The 16,972-nt window shown below is 59.2% G+C and carries 15 protein-coding genes; 7 read left to right on the top strand and 8 right to left on the bottom strand.

The window, feature by feature from the left end:
- Positions 1–33: 33 nt before the first annotated feature.
- From V9G17_07945 to V9G17_07935, 3 genes are all read right to left on the bottom strand, one after another.
- The gene (locus V9G17_07945) at positions 34–1,701 is read right to left on the bottom strand and encodes an ABC transporter ATP-binding protein (protein ID MEI2752523.1); all 1,668 of its coding nucleotides are present in this window, start codon (positions 1,699–1,701) and stop codon (positions 34–36) included.
- Positions 1,702–1,835: 134 nt separating this feature from the next.
- On the bottom strand, positions 1,836–3,326 hold the full coding sequence (locus V9G17_07940) for a TolC family protein (protein MEI2752522.1): 1,491 nt from the start codon (positions 3,324–3,326) through the stop codon (positions 1,836–1,838).
- 91 nt (positions 3,327–3,417) lie between these two features.
- Complete coding sequence (locus V9G17_07935; GenBank protein ID MEI2752521.1) at positions 3,418–4,854, bottom strand: biotin/lipoyl-binding protein; 1,437 nt, start codon at positions 4,852–4,854, stop codon at positions 3,418–3,420.
- 176 nt (positions 4,855–5,030) lie between these two features.
- Here V9G17_07935 and purE point away from each other — a divergent pair, with 176 nt between their 5' ends.
- From purE to V9G17_07920, 3 genes are all read left to right on the top strand, one after another.
- Positions 5,031–5,585, top strand: a complete 555-nt coding sequence (gene purE, locus V9G17_07930) for a 5-(carboxyamino)imidazole ribonucleotide mutase (protein MEI2752520.1) — start codon at positions 5,031–5,033, stop codon at positions 5,583–5,585.
- Positions 5,582–6,748, top strand: coding sequence for a 5-(carboxyamino)imidazole ribonucleotide synthase (locus V9G17_07925; GenBank protein ID MEI2752519.1), 1,167 nt, complete (start codon positions 5,582–5,584; stop codon positions 6,746–6,748). Before purE ends, V9G17_07925 begins: the two co-directional genes overlap by 4 nt.
- A gap of 256 nt (positions 6,749–7,004) precedes the next feature.
- Positions 7,005–8,867, top strand: a complete 1,863-nt coding sequence (locus tag V9G17_07920; GenBank protein MEI2752518.1) for an ATP-binding protein — start codon at positions 7,005–7,007, stop codon at positions 8,865–8,867.
- An 18-nt stretch (positions 8,868–8,885) separates the two neighbouring features.
- Here the strand turns inward: V9G17_07920 and V9G17_07915 are convergent, their stop codons facing one another.
- From V9G17_07915 to V9G17_07900, 4 genes are all read right to left on the bottom strand, one after another.
- The gene (locus V9G17_07915; GenBank protein MEI2752517.1) at positions 8,886–9,587 is read right to left on the bottom strand and encodes a rhomboid family intramembrane serine protease; all 702 of its coding nucleotides are present in this window, start codon (positions 9,585–9,587) and stop codon (positions 8,886–8,888) included.
- A 24-nt stretch (positions 9,588–9,611) separates the two neighbouring features.
- Positions 9,612–10,466, bottom strand: coding sequence for a phosphohydrolase (locus V9G17_07910; protein MEI2752516.1), 855 nt, complete (start codon positions 10,464–10,466; stop codon positions 9,612–9,614).
- Between the two features lie 95 nt (positions 10,467–10,561).
- Positions 10,562–11,617 (bottom strand): TIGR00730 family Rossman fold protein, encoded by a 1,056-nt coding sequence (locus tag V9G17_07905; protein MEI2752515.1) that lies wholly within the window; start codon positions 11,615–11,617, stop codon positions 10,562–10,564.
- Positions 11,618–11,727: 110 nt separating this feature from the next.
- The gene (locus tag V9G17_07900) at positions 11,728–12,438 is read right to left on the bottom strand and encodes a CBS domain-containing protein (GenBank protein MEI2752514.1); all 711 of its coding nucleotides are present in this window, start codon (positions 12,436–12,438) and stop codon (positions 11,728–11,730) included.
- Between the two features lie 226 nt (positions 12,439–12,664).
- Between V9G17_07900 and V9G17_07895 the strand changes: the two genes are divergently transcribed.
- The 4 genes from V9G17_07895 (at position 12,665) to V9G17_07880 (ending at position 16,452) form a co-directional block, all read left to right on the top strand.
- Complete coding sequence (locus tag V9G17_07895; protein ID MEI2752513.1) at positions 12,665–14,173, top strand: DUF692 family multinuclear iron-containing protein; 1,509 nt, start codon at positions 12,665–12,667, stop codon at positions 14,171–14,173.
- On the top strand, positions 14,170–15,354 hold the full coding sequence (locus V9G17_07890; protein ID MEI2752512.1) for a tRNA-dihydrouridine synthase: 1,185 nt from the start codon (positions 14,170–14,172) through the stop codon (positions 15,352–15,354). The genes V9G17_07895 and V9G17_07890 overlap by 4 nt, the downstream gene beginning before the upstream one ends.
- 5 nt (positions 15,355–15,359) lie before the next feature.
- A complete protein-coding gene (locus V9G17_07885; protein MEI2752511.1) occupies positions 15,360–15,992 on the top strand; it encodes a Maf family protein in 633 nt (210 codons plus the stop codon).
- Between the two features lie 181 nt (positions 15,993–16,173).
- Positions 16,174–16,452 carry a hypothetical protein gene (locus V9G17_07880; GenBank protein ID MEI2752510.1) on the top strand — a complete coding sequence of 93 codons (279 nt, stop codon included), beginning with the start codon at positions 16,174–16,176 and terminating at the stop codon, positions 16,450–16,452.
- A 225-nt stretch (positions 16,453–16,677) separates the two neighbouring features.
- Here V9G17_07880 and V9G17_07875 read toward each other — a convergent pair whose 3' ends face one another.
- A complete protein-coding gene (locus V9G17_07875) occupies positions 16,678–16,881 on the bottom strand; it encodes a hypothetical protein (GenBank protein MEI2752509.1) in 204 nt (67 codons plus the stop codon).
- Positions 16,882–16,972 lie beyond the last annotated feature (91 nt).

The raw sequence follows: 16,972 nt of genomic DNA, 5'->3' as shown, positions 1-16,972 counted from the left end.
GGGAACAGAACGTTGAGCAACGGCGGCATCCACCTAGTTCAGCATGATTCGGCGGTCGACGTGCGGAGTCAGGTTGGGATCGTTCGACACGAAGATCACTGACCAGGGCTCCTCTTTGCTGCAGAGGCGCCGAAGAATCGTCTCGCGCATTGCGGGGTGCATGTTGTGGAGGATGCCCTCGAAAATGAGGAGTTGCGGCCGGCCCAAGATCGCCCGTGCGACCAGGATGCGAACAATGTGAGTCGGGGCGAAGATTTTTCCTGCCGAGCGGACGTGAGTCTTCAGGCCCTGGGGTAAGGCATCGACTTCCTCTTCGAGCTCGGTGAAACGAAGCGCCCACCGCACGTCACTATAGGGGATATAGTCCCGCCCGAGCACAATGTTCTCTTCCAGAGTCCCTTCAAAGAGCGACAATTGCGAATCCAGGATAAACCCTCGGAATCGATTGACGGAGTCGAGGTTGAGGTGCCGAAGGTCGACGCCGTTGTAGCGAATCACGCCGGACGTGGGTGACTCCAATCCGCCCAAGACACGGGCCAACGCCGTTTTGGCCACCGTCGTATCCGCATAGATGCCGATTTTTTCACCGGGCGTGACTTCCATATTGAAACGTTCGAAGATGGGCGGGCCGCCGGCAGGGGCAAATGTCAGATCTTTGCAGGTGACTCGAATCCCGTGGACGGTCGGGTCCGGAAGGGGGATCGAGAGCGTTGCGGTATCCTGGTCCTTCGGGAGCGAGAAGAAGAAGCTCAGCTCCGTCAGCGCGGTGAGAAAATAATAGATATGGCCCATTCGTTTCACGACCCCGTCGAAGCTCGACAAGATGCCGCTGACGACCACTTCGGCGGCGACAAATTGTCCGAGCGTCAACTGCCCAATACCCAACAGCCAGCCTGCCGTGGCAATGAGGCCGCTATGCGCGATGGCCTGCCAGCCGAGTGAGCCCAGATACTGTCGGATCAAAATCCCGAATCGGGTTCGGCGTATGTCGATGTAGGTGTCCACCAGCTGGTCAGTCTTTTTCACCAGCAGTGTCTGGCTGTCCGTCGACTTGAAATGGAGCAAGTTGTAGGCAATCTCTTGAAACCAGTGCAGCGTGTCGTACTTGGCGTGGGAAAGCTCCATATCGGCCTTCAGGCCGCCATGGCTCATGAGGAAAAAGACCACGTTGAAGCCGACCAGCAGAATCGCGTTATACAACAGAAAGTACGGGTGGTAGAACACCAAGATGGTCATGCCGACGGCTCCGCCGACGATGACGTTGATCAAGTCCACCAGCAGGACTGAGACTGCCCGCTGCATGAGAATGGTCTCAACGAAAAAATTGGCAAAGCGGGGTTTGAATCCCTGGTACCGCAGATAGGGGAGTTGCTGGGCCATCGCGATGGCGACCCGGGCGAAAATGCGGCGCTCCAACACTTCCACGGCGTAATACTGCAATGCGCGGAACGCGCCGACGAATAACAGGGCGGCCACCATGACGGCTGCCAGGGTGACGATTGTAATGGGTTGCAAGGCAAAGGCGAAGGTGTTGACGAGCTCTTGAACCGTGAGGGGAACAATCAGGGAGAACAGCCCGATGGCGATCGAATAGGAAACGATGAGCCCGAGGATGCGCCGTTCCAGGCGGAAGAGGACCCCGAGATGGCCGATGACTGCCTGGAACAGATTGGTTTGATTATCGGAATGGTCCTGGGCCATCGTGGTACCTCTGCAACAGCTGACTGGGCCCCTGACTGCGTCCCTGCGAGAACAGTTCTTGGTCGGTACGAGGGCCAGCTTCTGCCGGCCCTCGTCGCTGGCTAAAACCTATCAGAGCAGACCGCAAAATGCCACTATTTGGAGAAGCTCGCGCCGACTCGATAATTGACCGGTGTGGCGGATGGTTGACTGCGTGCCCACGTGCCGGTAGCCCATTGGTAGAGGGCCAGTGCCTTCTGATAGTCCGCCTTGGCCCGCACCAACTGCATTTCCGAATCCACGGAGTTTCGCTCGCGCAGGTTCACGAACAATACGCTCGTGGCACCCAGGCTGAAACGGAACCGTTCGCCTTCCTCCAACATCTTGGCCATGCGGAGTGATTCGGCAGCGGCGGTCACCCGTTCCTTCGCGCGTTCGATGGCCGAAAAGGCATTGTCGACGTCCACGACCACTTGTTGCTCGCGGTATTTCTGGACAAGAACCAGCCGATCGGCCTGCGCTTGTGCTTCCATGACTTCACCTCGGCTCCTGCGCTGCAGGATCGGCATGCGTAACTCCACACCGAACCGGTAGCCCAACCCGAGCACGAACTTTTCCGGTGCCCGCGCCGGGGCCGCTTCGAGGTCGAGGCTGGGTAGCAGGTTGTTTTTGGCCAGTTCCAAGTCGATATTGTTGACCTTGGCTTCGATGTCGACCTCGCGGATCTCCGGCCGATCAGTCTTGGCCTGCAACTTGTCGGCTCGAACGATTTCAGCCGTGGGGACGGCGGCCGGCGGAGGGAAATCAGGAGCTCGCTCCAGTTGCGGCGCGGTCGGCGTCTGGTTTTCCCAGAGGAACATCGACATTCTGTACTGCTCCTGCTCCACAGCTCGTTGTGCGCCGATGGCAACCTCGCGCCGGCGCTGGACTTCTTGACCGGCCTCCACGACATCGAGAGGGGCCACGGCTCCGGCTTTGGCTCTCCCTTCGACTTGCCGCAAGCGTTCTTCGGACACTGCGACCGCCCGGCGCTGCACGTCGACATACTTGGCTGCAGAGACCCAATCCCAGAATTGGGTGGCGGCGGCCAGGAACAGGTCCTGTCGGGTTTGGGAAATTTTGACATCGGCGCGCGGGTCAGCCAACTCCGACCGCTGGAGTTCGGCATTTTCCGGATTGATCATGAGCCCCTTGAGGAGCGGCATAAAGCCGCCGAGGATCACCTGCTGGTTGCCGTTGCCGAAGGAGAGGTCGGGAATCTTTGCGTCGCCGATCGCTTGGCGGAACCCCGCGCTACCACGGAATCCCCACGGAGTGCGTGCTTCGACCAGGGTATCGTTGAAGCCGACGCTTTGCGTCTTGTTGGTTCCCTTTTCGATGAATCGTTCGACTTCGGTATCATTGACCAGGATCGGTTCGAAGGCGCCCAGTGCTTTCAGCATTTTCCCGCGGGCCGAGGTTTTTTCGGTGCCGGCTCCCTTCAGCAGCGGATGAGAGCGGTCGATCCAGGCGTGGACTTCGTTCAAAGACAGGGGGATCGGCGGGAGCGCCCGTGATTTGGCCGTCTCGTCCGCGGACAGGCCGGTTTCCGGCAGCCAGCTCAACGCACAGGCGGTGAGGACAAGGACCCAGACATAGTGTTTCATGCGGCGCACTCCTTTCTGATTCCGATACAAAGAGAATGGGTGTCGAAGGATCTGTGCGCTCCGGGTCGAATGCCGTGGGGAAAGGACTGAGTTACTTGGCCCCTCGACCGGCTTTCGGCAAGAGCGTATCGATCAAGCTCGGAGGCCGTTCCTGGTAGTCCGGTGGAAACAGATTGAAGCGGCGCCACAGCTCGTACCAGAGCGGGACTCGATTGAGAATGACCCACCCCATGGCTTTGGTGCCCTGGCGGACGTGTTCTTGCGGGGGCCAGGGACGTTCCTCCAAGTCGGGAACGACCCAGAAGCGAAAATTGCCTTTTCCGTCGTCCACCTGGTCGATGACTTTCACCACACCCGAGTACGTTCCGGCCATCAGTTCCGGCCAGGCCGGCAGCGGGATGGCGGGAATGCCGTAGAAAAGAATCTTGACCTTCCGGCCGACATTCAGCAACGGCGCGTCAATGCCGTCGGCGACCATTTCAATGGCCTTGTCCGTCGTGTTCGGGGAAATTCTGACCAGTTTATCTCCAGGCCGTACCGTTTCACCTGCGCCGGCCTGCGCCATTTTCACCACGGTGCCGTCGATGGGGGAGAGGATGCGGCTGGCCACGCGTCGTTGGTTGGCGTTGGAGAGCCGCAACGAGACGTCTGCGACTTGGTCGGCGGCGCGCGCCGCCTCTCCGATGGATGCGTCGCGGGCCGCTTCCGCGTCCAGGAGACGTTGCAGGACTTCAGCGCTCACTTGCTCTCGTCCGAAACTCAATGCTTTCATGCTCTGTTCGGCGGCACTCAAATTGGCTTGTGCGCCTTGCAGGTCGGCTTTGCTGGCGAGGGCGGATTGAATCGTCAGTTCCAATTCGCGTTGGGAGACCAGGCCTTGTTGTGCCAGTTGCTGGTGCCGTTCGACGTTGAGTTCGGCCGTGGAGACGGCGATCTTGGAGGCTTCGATTTTCTGCCTCGCTTCCCGTACCTTGCTTTCGGCCTCGAGGACGCGGGCGCCTGCGGAAGGGACGGCGGCCTTCACGAGGTTTTGCATTTCCTTGATCCGCTTATCGAGTTGATCGGCGCGACTCAACGCGGCTTTGCGAGTGTCCTCTAGCGCTTTCTTGCGTTGATCGAGCAGGCTCAAGAGGTCCGGAGCCATGAAGTTCGGGTCGTAGTCATCCAGTTCGAGAATCACATCGCCGGTTTTCACCCGCACGCCTTCGTAGATGTGCCATTTCCTGATGCGGCCGGTGATTTGTGCTTCGACGTCCTGAGGTCGTTCAAAGGGGGTATAGGCCGACAACTGGCCGGTCACCGTGATGGTCTGGGTCCAGGGCACGAAGGCGACGATGAGAATGAAGAAGACCACGAGAAGAATGGCCAGTCGGGACGAAAACCGCAGCCGCTCGGGAATTTGGACCGCTTCCCACGACTGAAGCTTGGTCGAGGTCGCGAGATCGTCGACCGCCATTTCATCCAGGCCGGTGCGCTGGGTGACGAGCGAGCGAAGTCTACTCTTGAGCCCTTCACGAATACGCTGCACGTGTTCTCTCCAAGGCCCGGTCAATTATGACACCGGGGACAGCGTATCATAGTGGATTGCGAAGGACTTGGTCAATTCAATGACGGGTTCCGACGGGGCGCGGCTTGACCCTGTCACAGGAGAAGGGCTAAGGTTCGCCGCATCATTCTTTCCTTCAGCCAAAGGTGGCCTCGCGCATGTCAAAAAACAGCTCGGCAGTCCGCGCGTCCGTCGGAGTGTTAGGCGGCAGTAAGTCGGATTTTCCCATCCTTGAGAAAGCAGTGGCTATGCTGAACGAGCTCGGAATTCCCAACGAACTGCTCGTGGTTTCCGCGCATCGCACGCCGGATCGTCTCTTTGCCTATGCGGAGCAGGCGATTGATCGAGGGATTCAAGTGATTATTGCCGGCGCCGGCGGTGCCGCTCATCTTCCCGGCATGCTGGCGGCGAAGACCACTCTACCGGTGATCGGCGTGCCCATCCCCACGGAGAACCTCCGGGGGTTGGACTCCTTGTTGTCGATCGTGCAGATGCCTCGGGGCATTCCGGTTGCGACGGTGGCCATCGGGGGCGCTGAAAATGCCGCTATCCTGGCCGCGCAAATACTCGGGCTCCGGTCGGCCGCCATCAGACAACGTGTCGAACGGTTTCGCGCCAATCAAACCCAGTCGGTGCTCGACTCACAGGACGATGCCCGATTGTCTCCTCCCTTGCGGATGAGCCGAAGCTCCCGAATGAGCCGCCGATCGTGAACGTGACGGTCATCGATCCCGGCGCGACGTTGGGTGTGCTGGGAGGCGGTCAACTCGGGGCCATGTTCGCCACCACGGCCCGGCGTCTCGGATATGCCATTGCGGTCTGGGACCCTGACCCTGACGCGCCCGCTCATCGGCTGGCCGATCATTCCTTCCTGCAACCATTTACAGACTCTTCCGCGCGTCAGGATTTCGTCCGGCGCGTTCGTGCTGTAACCTATGAATGGGAAAATGTCCCGGCTGAATTGTGCGAGCAATTGGAGCGCGAGGTGCCGGTTCGACCATCGAGCCAAGTCCTTCGTGTGATTCAGGATCGAATCGAACAGAAGACCTTTCTTCAGACTCATGGATTGTCTGTTCCGACGTTTCATGCGATCTCGTCTCCGGAGGAACTCGGTCGCCAGACGGTGCTCGGATACCCGCTCATCTGCAAGACCGCGACGGCCGGGTATGACGGCAAGGGACAATGGAAGATTGCTCGTGCCGAGGAGTGTGCTGTGGTGCAGCAGGACTTGGTGCGGATCATGCGTCCCGGGTTGCGATGGATTTTGGAGGCTTGGCTTCCGTTCGAACGCGAAGTGTCGATTTTGGTCGTGCGCAGTCTGGAGGGCACGATGCGGACGTATCCGGTCGTCGAGAATGTTCATGAAGGCGGCATTCTCCGACAGAGTACGATCCCCGCGGATGTGTCGGCGACGGTGGCCGATCAGGCTGCGACGATGGCGTGTCGTGCGGTCGAGGTCTTGGGCGGCATAGGGGTGTTTTGTGTGGAGTTATTTCTCATGGCCGACGGCCGATTGTTGATCAACGAAGTGGCACCCAGGCCCCATAATTCAGGCCACTATTCGTTGGACGCCTGTACGGTGTCGCAGTTTGAACAGCAGGTCCGTACGCTCTGTGGCTTGCCACTGGGGGAGGTGCGGCTGCTGACTCCTGCGGTCATGGTCAACTTGATCGGTGATGACGTGCGACTCGCCACGGAATCGCCCGGAGTGCAGGAGGTGCTCCGTGAATCCGGAGCGGTAGTGCATCTCTATGGAAAACGCACGATCCGGGCGAAACGAAAAATGGGACACATCAGCTTTCTTGCCCCGACCCGCGATGAGGCTCTGATGAAAGCGTCGGCCTTCCGGTCGCACCTTTCCGGCACGTGCCTCTAGCTAGGTGGCCTAGATTCCGTTCGTCTTACACGTGTTGTGCTCCTGCCGATACTGCTCATTGACCTCCGTTCTCGCGGCGCCGTCGATGTGCGCCTGTTCGTTTTTGTGAGGCGATGAGATCGTTCCGGCCGTTCATGGCCACCCTCGAATCTGCCGTCCTTGAATTTGCGAAGATTTGTCCGGGTGAACGCAGGGTATAGGACTTGCTGATGTCCTAGCCGGCTTCACATTCTTCCACTGAAGGCGGGTACGGGTTGTGAGCGTTCCACTTTCCTCTTCCGAACTTGATCAAACCGGGCGGCACCCGACCACGCAGGGACTGGGCCGGTTCCTCAACCATTCGCGCATACGCACGATGTTCCTGCAGAGTCTGGTTGCGGGGATTCTTGCGTACGAATTGTTGGTGAGCAGCGAGACGATTTATGGACAGGCCGTGAGCCGTCTGGTGGCGATCGGGTTGATCCTGATCAGCTGCGGCATCATGCTGTTGCCGCGCACGCTGCTCGAGAGTACCTGGTTTCCCGGTGCGTTGATCAGCCTGAATACGTTGTTGGTGACGGGAACGATTTATCTGTCGGGGACGGCCAGCTCGGAACTCTATCTCACCTATTTTCTCCTCCTCTTGATCGCCTCCTCGGCACCCTCGCTCCGGCAGCTGTTGGGCCTGTCGGTGATCATCTGTGGCGGATATGGCGTGTTGGTCTATGAGCATGCGATGCAGTCGGGCATGCTGGCGGTGAAACATCTGCTTGGCATTCCCGTGTTGCTGATCATGTCAGTCTTTTATGGAGTCACGTTGGAGACGGTCGCCGCTGAGCGCCGACGGAATCGTCTGTTGCGTGAAAATGTGCAGGGATTGAAACAGTCTGAGCAGGTGTTGGAGGAACGACGGACACAACTCGAAACCCGGGTGCAGGGACTGAAGCAGGGGCTTTCCCGCGCGAATCAGGAAATTCGGCAGGGCGTGGTGGAACGGACCGGACTAGAGCGACAGCTTCGGGAAGCTCAAAAGCTTGAGGCGGTCGGCCGTCTGGCATCCAAACTGGCCAACGAGTTCAACCAGGTCTTGGCGGTGATCGGCAATCAGACGGGGGTAATTGGCTCCAAGCTGAAACCGGATGATCCGTTGCAGCGTCCTGTGGAAGAGATTTTTCGAAGCGGGGAACGGGCGGCAACCCTGACCGCGCAACTGTTGGCGCTCCGCGTTCACGAGACGTCGATCAGAGACACCCTGTCGCTGGGTGCCGCGATTGAATCGATGCGGGAGACGTTTCAAGCGGTGCTGCCCGGTCGTATCGACATCCGGGTGGCGAACGATTCGGCCCCGGTGTTGGTAGAAATCGGGCACGATCGGCTGGAGCAAGTGTTGCTGCACCTGGTGGCCAATGCGCGTGATGCGATGCCAAAGACGGGGCGCGTGGAGATCGTCCTGGAAGTCGTCACTGGGGAATTACTTCCGGTCGAGCAACTGGAAAAGAATCCCCGCAAGCGCATGGCACGCATTGCCGTGAGCGATAGCGGCGGCGGGATGAATTTGGATGTGCAATCGCAGATGTTCGAGCCGTTCTTCTCCACCAAGGAAACTCACACTGGACTGGGGCTGACATTGGTATACGGGATCGTTCGGCAGTACGGGGGGACGGTGGAGGTGCAGAGTCAGCCTGGGCAAGGCACGACGGTGCGTGTCTACTTCCCCTTGGTTGAGCGGAACGGGGTGGTGCGGGACACGAGAGTGCTCAGCGAAGCGCTGTCGAAGGGCGCGGAGACCGTGTTGTTGGTGGAGGAAGACGAGATCACCCGAAGGCTGGCCACCTCCACGCTGCAGAGTCATCGGTACCATGTGTTGGAGGCGGGATCGGCCGTCGAGGCCCTGCTGGTGGCTCAGCAGCATCATGGACAGATCCACCTCACGGTCAGCCATCTCTCCATGCCGGAAATCAGCGGTCGAGAATTGGCCAAGCGTCTGGTGCTCCAACATCCCAAGATGAAGGCGCTCTTCGTGTCCGGATTTTCGGACGACACGATCGCCAGTCATCGGGTCAATAAGAAATACTTCCTGCAGCAGCCCTACCGACAGCATGACCTGGCTGGAAAAATCCGTGAGTTGCTGGACGTGTGAGCCGCTGAGTGGGCCGTACTAGTGCCAGGATCTCGTCCTGGCCGGCGTGAAGAACCGCACTTCCGGCCGTTTGAATAGGCCGATCAGGAGCATCCCCGCAATGAATCCGCCGATGTGCGCGAAGAAGGCCACCCCTCCCCCTTTCGAGCCGAGGGTCGCCCCACCGTTCAAGAGCTGCATCACGATCCAGAATCCCAGGACGATGCCGGCCGGCACATAGGTCGTGCCCACCACCGGAGCGAGCAGCAACACCCGGGCGTGGGGAAACAGTAACAGGTACGCGCCCAACACGCCGGAAATCGCTCCGCTTGCCCCCACCATCGGCACCGTGGACATCGGGTCGATCAGGGCGTGGCTCAATGCCGCCAGGACGCCGCACATGGCGTAGAACACGATAAATCTGGCATGGCCCATGATGTCTTCAATGTTGTTGCCGAAGACCCAGAGGTACAACATGTTGCCGATCAAGTGCATCCAACTGCCGTGCAGGAACATGCTGGTCAGGATTGTCGCGAACGCCGGAACCGCGACGACCTCCGGCGGGAGTGCGGCGTGCCCGAAGACGACGGAGGGGATGGCTCCGTACTGATACACAAAGGCTTCGCCGGGAGCCGGAGCCAGCGAACTTTGGTAGAGGAACACGAGGCAGCAGACGACGATGACGGTGATGGTGATGACCGGGGTGGATTCGGTCGGGTTATCGTCATTGAGGGGCAGCATGGCGATTCCTAACGGTGCGGTTCGTTATGGCGCCGGGTGAGGAAGTCGGGAATTGGAAGGGAGCGAGCCATCGGCTTGCAATGGAATGGAGAATCCAGCCGCATGGGTATGGCCTCCGCCGCCGAATGAGGCGGCGATGGAGCCTACGTCGGTTCCCTCTTCGCGGGAACGCATGCTGTAGTACCGTCGTCCGTTACGGTCATGCCAGATGAGGCAGAATGGGTGCGCGGCGGAGAGTCGCTCGCCGATCTGACTGGTGAGGACGGCGCTTTGAACCGCGGGCACGATCGCCCCTTCAAACTGCACCAGGGTTGCATGTGAGGCCAGCTTCGTGACCAGTTCGTTCTCGTAGCGGAGGATCGCTCGCCCTTCCCGCTCTAACTCCGGTTGCTCGAAACTCGTCCAGAGTTGAAAATCGAACGGGTGCGAAGCCAGTGCCGCGCTGATCTCCCGGCTGTTCGGGAGTGCCCAGTTCCACAAATCCTTGTCCTGAATGTAGCGCAACAGCCAAGGCGCCGGTTCATCATGCGCCCATTCCCATCCAAGCACCGCGCCGGACTTCTTCTGATCAAAGTAGGCGTAGGGCAGGTCGGCCAGCGTGTGCTCGGCGGTGATGTGATGGTCCAGGACCACCAGGCTGGCTGCGTCTTTGGCGATAGCTTCGAGGATCGGCCGGGCGTAACTGAAATCCACGATGACAATATGATGGCCGGCCAGGTCGGCCGGCGGGCCATCGCCATGTTTGACGGGGCGGTATGCGGCATTAGGGTAGCGCCGCCAAATGGCCCAGGCGGCACCGAACCCATCCGCACATTCCGCGTGGTACAGAATCAGTGTGGGAGGAGAAGTGGCACGGCTTCGCATAACGGCGGCGCTCATAGGCCCTCCACCTTAGCATGTCCGTTCATGGAGACTAAAGGGCAATCTGGGGAGAGCGCGTGAGGCCGATCGAGGGACCGGCCTCACGTGGCGACTTATGCCGTCGAAGGAAGCTGATTGAGGTGGTTGATCAGTTGTCGGAGTCGTCCGGCATTTCGGCGGTTGAACGAGAAGGTTAATCGCGCGAGATCCTTCAGCCCCGGTTCATCGATTTCCTCAGCAAGCGATGGTCGTTGTTCAAACGTCCCATCTGTCAGCATATCGCTGAATTGCTTCTGCACCCCTTCGATCTGCGCCTCAGTCAACGGGGTTTTCAGCCTGATCACGAGCTGGCGCCCGACGAATCGCAGCGAGTGATAGCGTCGGTAAAACGTACGAATTTCCGTGACGGCGTCTTCGACGTTATCGACGATGGTGAAGAGAGAGAGGTCCTCCGGGTTGATCAGGCGTCGCTTCAGCAATTGGTCGGTGATGAAGGAATTCCAGTGATTCCAGTAGTCGCAGCCGGGCGCTTGGAGACAGACGATTGGTTTGGGATCGCTTTTACCGGTTTGCACCAGGGTCATGATCTCAAATCCCTCGTCATGGGTCCCGAATCCGCCCGGGAACAGTGCAATCGCGTGCGACTCTTTCTGGAACATCAGTTTGCGGGTGAAGAAGTATTTGAAGGTGACGAGCTTCGGGTCATCGGCAATGACGGCATTGGCACCTTGCTCGAACGGCAGCATGATATTCACGCCGAAACTATGCTCGCGGCCCGCGCCTTCCTGCGAGGCCCGCATGATGCCGTCTGCGCCACCGGTAATCGTCATGTACCCTTCTTCCACCATCCGCCGGGCGAACTGAAAGGCCAGTTGGTAGTTGGGGTCATCGGCAGGCGTACGGGCGGAGCCGAACACACTGATCTTCAGGCGGTGCCGGTAGCCCTGGAACACTCGGAAGGCATGCCGCAGTTCCTTGAGGGCCCGATTGACGATTTTGAGGTCCAGGACGTCCAACTGCGATTCCGACAGACGGATCACCCCGGCGAGAATTTCCTTCATGAGCGCCGCCTGGAGGTCGTCATCCGGACGGTCGAGCAGGGTGCTGAGTTGTGCAAGAATTTCGTCTTTGGTCGGGGTCGGCTTGGAGCGAGCGGCGGGGCTTTTCATGGATTGTCACCTAAGGCACGGTAAACTCCGGACGTGAATCGTCGGAGAAGGAAAGCATGAAAATCATAACAAGCTCATGCGGATGAAGCAAAAGATTCATGGAGCGAAGCTTAGGAGAGGTCGGAGGCACGGGGCAGATTTTGCAGCACCCAGGCGCGAATCTTCGATTCGTCGGAGGAGGGAAGGGGCGCGAATTGGATGTCGATCCCGGGATAGGTCCCGAGCACGCCCCGGTCTTCGTGGAATTCCGGCTCATAATTGCTGTTGAGAATGGTGCCGCGCACGGAGAAACTCTGGTCGGTTCCTGGAAGCATGAATGAGAGGATGACGCTTGTGCCGGGCAGCAGCAACGTGCGGCTCTCAATGAAGGCGCCGACGTGACTCAGCTGTCGAATGGTGGCGATGTGTTTGGCTCCCTCGCCTTCCCCGTTCGTCACGCGAATCGTGGCGGGCAGGCAGGTCTCGCAGCGTTTGGGCGCCAGGGCCAGGTCTCGCGCCGTCAGGATACCGACCGGCTGGCCTTGTTTCGTGACGATCAATAACGAGGCGCCGGTGGAGGCCATTACGCCGGTGGCGTCATCGAGGATCTGATCACATTCGACGGAATGCACGGGCTTCGACATGATGGTCCGGACTTCCACGTCGTGGGGCTCCAGTCCCTGGGCCACGACCTTCTTCACGATATCGGCGGAGGTCATGATGCCGAATGTGGTTTCGCTATCTTTCACCAGCAGGCAGGGAATCCGTTCCCGGTCGAGGAGCAGGGCGGCTTCGCTGACAGAGACATCCCCGGGAACCTGTACCACGCCGGGTGTCATCATGTGGGCCACCATAGGGGTTGAGTAATGCCTCGGTTTGTCGCGGAGCATGAAGCCGGTTTTTGTCATCGGTAAGCCTGTTTCTCGCCGTGAGAGGGGCTGACGCGTCGGCCCGGCGACCACCACGTCGAAAGGAAGTATATCAGATCGATTTGCCGGGTTAGGTTCCCCATCTTTCCTTGTCAACCAAGAGGTTAGGCGCTTAGACTGCACATAAACCATAGTCACTATGGTTGCTTCAAAATATGCCAAACGCGATCTGATGCAAAGCGAATTCACAGAACGTGCGAACGCCGTTGCCGCACATGGTTTAGGACTGTCGGTAGATGTCTATTCTCCTGATCTGCTGCACCTCGTCCAATCATTGCGGGACGAAGGCCTGCAGCCCGGGTATTTGGAAGTCTTCAAGGCGACCACGTCAGCCATGCAGTGGGTGCGGGGGCACCTGCCGGAGATGCAGCTGCCCTATCATGGCGAAGGTCTGTGGGTCACACAGCCTGATTTTCCACACAGTGCCTCCGGAAGGCAAGGGGTTGCGGAGGCCTGCGCGCAAATTTTGGCCCTGGGGAGTGCTTGGCTGAATCACGAATGTGCGACGAAGCAGATGGTTGGATATGCCTTCGGGACCTATCTGCCGCCGTTGTATACGGAGTTATCCGCCAGGATGACGGCCCAGAATCTGGCATTTCTCCAGGAACAGGTGGACGCGCAGGCTCGTCGCCATGGGATTGATCCCGCGCTCGTCCTCTTGGAAATGCCGCCGCTGACCTATTTTGGCTGCGGTTCTCTCGCGATTCCTGCGTTCTTTCGATCTGTGACAGACCGAGTGGCCTGCGGACTGGTCCTGGACATCGGGCATTTGTGGACGGTGTATCGGTACACTGGAGCCTGGCGCCGTCAGACACTGGAGGCCTTTGCCGGTGAATTTTTAGATGCGTTCCCGATGGAACGGGTGATCGAAATTCATGTCGCCGGCTTGGCCGAATTCTTGGTGTCGGAGCCTTCCCGGCAGGCGGCCGATGGCGGCGCGTTGCCGCATTGGATCGATGCCCACGGGGTTCCGATTCCGGAAGTGCTGTTTGATCTGTTGGCTCAGGTCTTGGCGCATCCACGGTTGACGGCTGTAAAAGGCGTGGCGTTGGAGGTCGATACGAAGCCGGTGGACACGATCGTCACAGAGTTCAGGCGGTTTTGTGATCGATTTGAAGCACGAGTCACCAAGGTGGAGCAGGCCGGCTCGGCGCATTCTCTTGCGCAACCCGTGGCGGGCCAACGCGCTGACATGCAGCAGCTTCTGACAATGGATGAGCAGGCGGCGCTACGCAGTCAGTACCAGGCCTATGTGCAATTCGTGACAACCGGGCCGCCGCTGTCGATGGCAGAGCCTCTGTCTTTGCTCGGTGGATTGCTCACGGACCTGGAGCGATATCGTGACACCTATCTGCCTCACGAGCTGCTGCACTGGGGCGGTGAGCTGCAGGACATGTTTCCACGGACCTGCAGCGTATTGGCTGCAGCCCAACTCCCGTTGAAACGGTTCGTGTCCTTCTGGTTCAGTCGGTCGAGGCCTGACGAGCAAGACTATGACTTCTTCCTGCTGAAGATCGATCGGTTCATCGAATTCGTCGCCCATGACTGTCCCTCGGCGGCCGTGACCGTGCGGGAAGAGGCAGAGGAACTGCGGGCGGCCTACCAGGCGGCAAATGAACCAATTGGATCGGCCGAGATGCGCGCATGAGTATCTGGTCGACGCTGCCACAGCCTATTCTCGGATTGGCGCCGATGGATGGAGTGACCGATGCCGCCTTCCGGCGCGTGGTGGCGTCGCAGGGGCGGCCCGACATCACCTTCACCGAGTTTACCAACGTCAATGAGATTTGTCGTGGACCGGACCATCTGCTGGAGTCGTTGATTTACAGCGAGGCGGAACGGCCGATTGTCGCGCAGCTCTACGGCAAGGATCCGGATCAGTTTTATCGCGCCGCGCAGGTGGTCTGCGAACTTGGCTTTGATGGGCTCGATATCAATATGGGTTGCCCGTCGAAAAGTGTGGCGGCGTCAGGATCCGGCGCCGCGTTGATCAAGACACCCGATCTGGCCCATGCCATCTTGCGGGCTGCTCAGCAGGGGTTAGAGGATTGGGCTGCCGGTCAGTCCATCCACAGCCAGGGGTTTAAACCCTCACGCATCGAATTTATTCATACGCTGAACCATCGCCGTTCCGGCGTGCCGGTCGTTCAGCGTCGGCTCCTGCCGTTGTCCATCAAGACCAGGCTGGGGTTTGATTGCGTTGTGGTTGAGCGCTGGGTCGAACATTTATTGGCGGCTCGCCCTGCGGCTATCACCGTGCATGGCCGAACCCTCCAGCAGATGTACCGGGGGACGGCTGACTGGTCGGCCATCGCCGAAGCCGCCAAGCTGGCCCGTGGTACCGGCACGCTGATGCTGGGAAACGGAGATCTCACGACGTTAGTCGAGGCGATTCGACGCGCGGCCGAGAGCAAGGTGCAGGGCGTATTGGTCGGGCGAGGCACCTTGGGGTCGCCCTGGTTCTTTCGCGAAAAAGAGCAGGCCCGGCGGGCGTTCAGCGAGCAGGATGATTTGTCCACCTTGCCTGCCACGGCGTGGGAGCCATCGGTCTCAGTAAGCCATCGCATGCAGGTCATGCTCGATCATGCCAGGCAGTATGAGGCGATTGCCGGACTGGAACGGTTTCGGTCCATTCGTAAACATCTGGGTTGGTACTGCAAAGGATTCCCCCATGCCGCGGCGATGCGCGGCAAGATGTTCGGGGCGTCCAACGTACAGGATGTCGAGCAGATCGTCGCCGAGTTTTGTCAGGACCTCATGCAGGCGGAGCACGACGCGTCTGTTCCCACTTCGCTCGTGACGCAGGTACCGTCTATCTCCACGGTGTAATCCCCATGCGATTGATTCTCGCCTCCACCTCGCCGAGACGGCAGGAATTGTTGACGCTCCTGGGATTGCCCTTCGACGTTGTTGCCCCGCCGTTTGTCGAGCGGGTGATGCCGAATGTGTCTGCCGAGCAGCAGGTGATCGAATTTGCCACGGGCAAGGCCCGATCCTGCGTGAAGCACTGTCCCGCTGCGCTCATTCTCGGCAGTGACACCCTGATCAGCCTTGGATCGGACGTGTTGGGGAAGCCGGTCGATCTAGCCGATGCTGCCTCCATGCTCCGGCGTATGGCCGGACAGCGACACAAGATTTTCACGGCCGTTGCGCTGGTAGGCTCTGAGACGGAATCGTGCGAGGTTCAGACCGCTACGGTGCTGGTCACGATGAAACCCTTGAATGAAGAGGCGTTGGCCGCCTACCTACGGACTGAGGATAGTCTGGGCAAGGCCGGCGCTTATTCTATTCAGGGCGGAGGTGCTGAGCTGATTGAGCGGATTGAGGGCGATTATACGGCGGCGGTAGGCTTCCCGCTTCGGATAGTCGCTGAGATGCTGTCCCGACGTGGCATGGCCTGTCCGATCGATATCAATCAACTCTATGCTCGCAAGCCCTACCCCAACTGGGCTCGGTTCAATTCCTAGCCCGTAGTATTCACGAAGACTTCTCCTGCAGCCGGTGCAGGCCGCTCGTCTCGGTGGCCTGGTTTGCCTTAGTCCGCTTGCGATGGGCGCCCCCGCTCACCCCTCCAACAGTGGCGACATGATAAGATCGGGCATCTGCGACGAGTTCCGCTGGCCACAAATCATCTAAAGGAGTGCCATTATGAATGGACGAGCAGTGCTGATCGGTGCAGCGTTCCTAGTTCTCCCTGGCTGTTTGTCCCATACGATACCGGTGGCGTACCCCAATGCCTCTATCTCCGATGCGAAACAAGGTCAGGACTGCACCACCATCATCTTCGGACTTGGTGGTCCCAGCCCTGATGTGACTCTTGCCCAAGCCATACGCGTGGGCGGCATCACCAAACTACGGAGCGCCGAATATCGAACGAACACATTTCAGGGGGTAGGCAAAGAGTGCGTGGTGGCCCATGGAGAATAGATGGCAGGGTGTCGCTCTGTTAGCCCCTCGGTGCCTTCTTTTGAAAGCACATACGTTTGGAGAACAATCTGTGAGGGCACACGCATTGGGCGGAGCTCGCGTTTCCCCCATACCCCTCGCGCAAAGAGAAGCTGAGGGGTCGCCTACACGCGCACAGAATGACACGAGCGCCCGCGCGTCACATCACGCGTCACGCGCACGTGCAGGCAGAGGGACGAAGAATGCTCAGGTGCGAGGGGCACACTTTTCCGTCAACTCTCTCTTTCCATTCAAGTAGGCGGCGCGGATGGTTCCGCCAACCGCATTGATCGTTTTAATCTCATCCTCGTACCCCGCGTAGATCTTGGTGGCTATCTCCCTGTGCCGCTTGATGTATTCAACGGCAACATCGAGCACACGGGCCTCTTCGAGCGTTAAATCCAGCTTCATAGATAGTTCCTCCTTCTCCGGTGGAATATCCGCGAATATAGCTTAGGAAAATCGAGAAGGTTGATCAAGAGGGAGGAAAGCCAACACCTCG

Source organism: Nitrospira sp. (assembly GCA_037045225.1).
In the GTDB taxonomy this organism is placed as follows: Bacteria; Nitrospirota; Nitrospiria; order Nitrospirales; family Nitrospiraceae; genus Nitrospira_A.
This window is presented reverse-complemented; position numbering and strand designations above follow the sequence as displayed.

What these genes read in the sequence shown, in the direction of transcription:
- V9G17_07945 (MEI2752523.1), bottom strand. Translation starts at nt 1,701, where the DNA reads ATGGCCCAGGACCATTCCGATAATCAAACCAATCTGTTCCAGGCAGTC.
- V9G17_07940 (MEI2752522.1), bottom strand. Translation starts at nt 3,326, where the DNA reads ATGAAACACTATGTCTGGGTCCTTGTCCTCACCGCCTGTGCGTTGAGC.
- purE (MEI2752520.1), top strand. Translation starts at nt 5,031, where the DNA reads ATGTCAAAAAACAGCTCGGCAGTCCGCGCGTCCGTCGGAGTGTTAGGC.
- V9G17_07915 (MEI2752517.1), bottom strand. Translation starts at nt 9,587, where the DNA reads ATGCTGCCCCTCAATGACGATAACCCGACCGAATCCACCCCGGTCATC.
- V9G17_07910 (MEI2752516.1), bottom strand. Translation starts at nt 10,466, where the DNA reads ATGAGCGCCGCCGTTATGCGAAGCCGTGCCACTTCTCCTCCCACACTG.
- V9G17_07905 (MEI2752515.1), bottom strand. Translation starts at nt 11,617, where the DNA reads ATGAAAAGCCCCGCCGCTCGCTCCAAGCCGACCCCGACCAAAGACGAA.
- V9G17_07900 (MEI2752514.1), bottom strand. Translation starts at nt 12,438, where the DNA reads ATGATGACACCCGGCGTGGTACAGGTTCCCGGGGATGTCTCTGTCAGC.
- V9G17_07895 (MEI2752513.1), top strand. Translation starts at nt 12,665, where the DNA reads ATGGTTGCTTCAAAATATGCCAAACGCGATCTGATGCAAAGCGAATTC.
- V9G17_07890 (MEI2752512.1), top strand. Translation starts at nt 14,170, where the DNA reads ATGAGTATCTGGTCGACGCTGCCACAGCCTATTCTCGGATTGGCGCCG.
- V9G17_07885 (MEI2752511.1), top strand. Translation starts at nt 15,360, where the DNA reads ATGCGATTGATTCTCGCCTCCACCTCGCCGAGACGGCAGGAATTGTTG.
- V9G17_07880 (MEI2752510.1), top strand. Translation starts at nt 16,174, where the DNA reads ATGAATGGACGAGCAGTGCTGATCGGTGCAGCGTTCCTAGTTCTCCCT.
- V9G17_07875 (MEI2752509.1), bottom strand. Translation starts at nt 16,881, where the DNA reads ATGAAGCTGGATTTAACGCTCGAAGAGGCCCGTGTGCTCGATGTTGCC.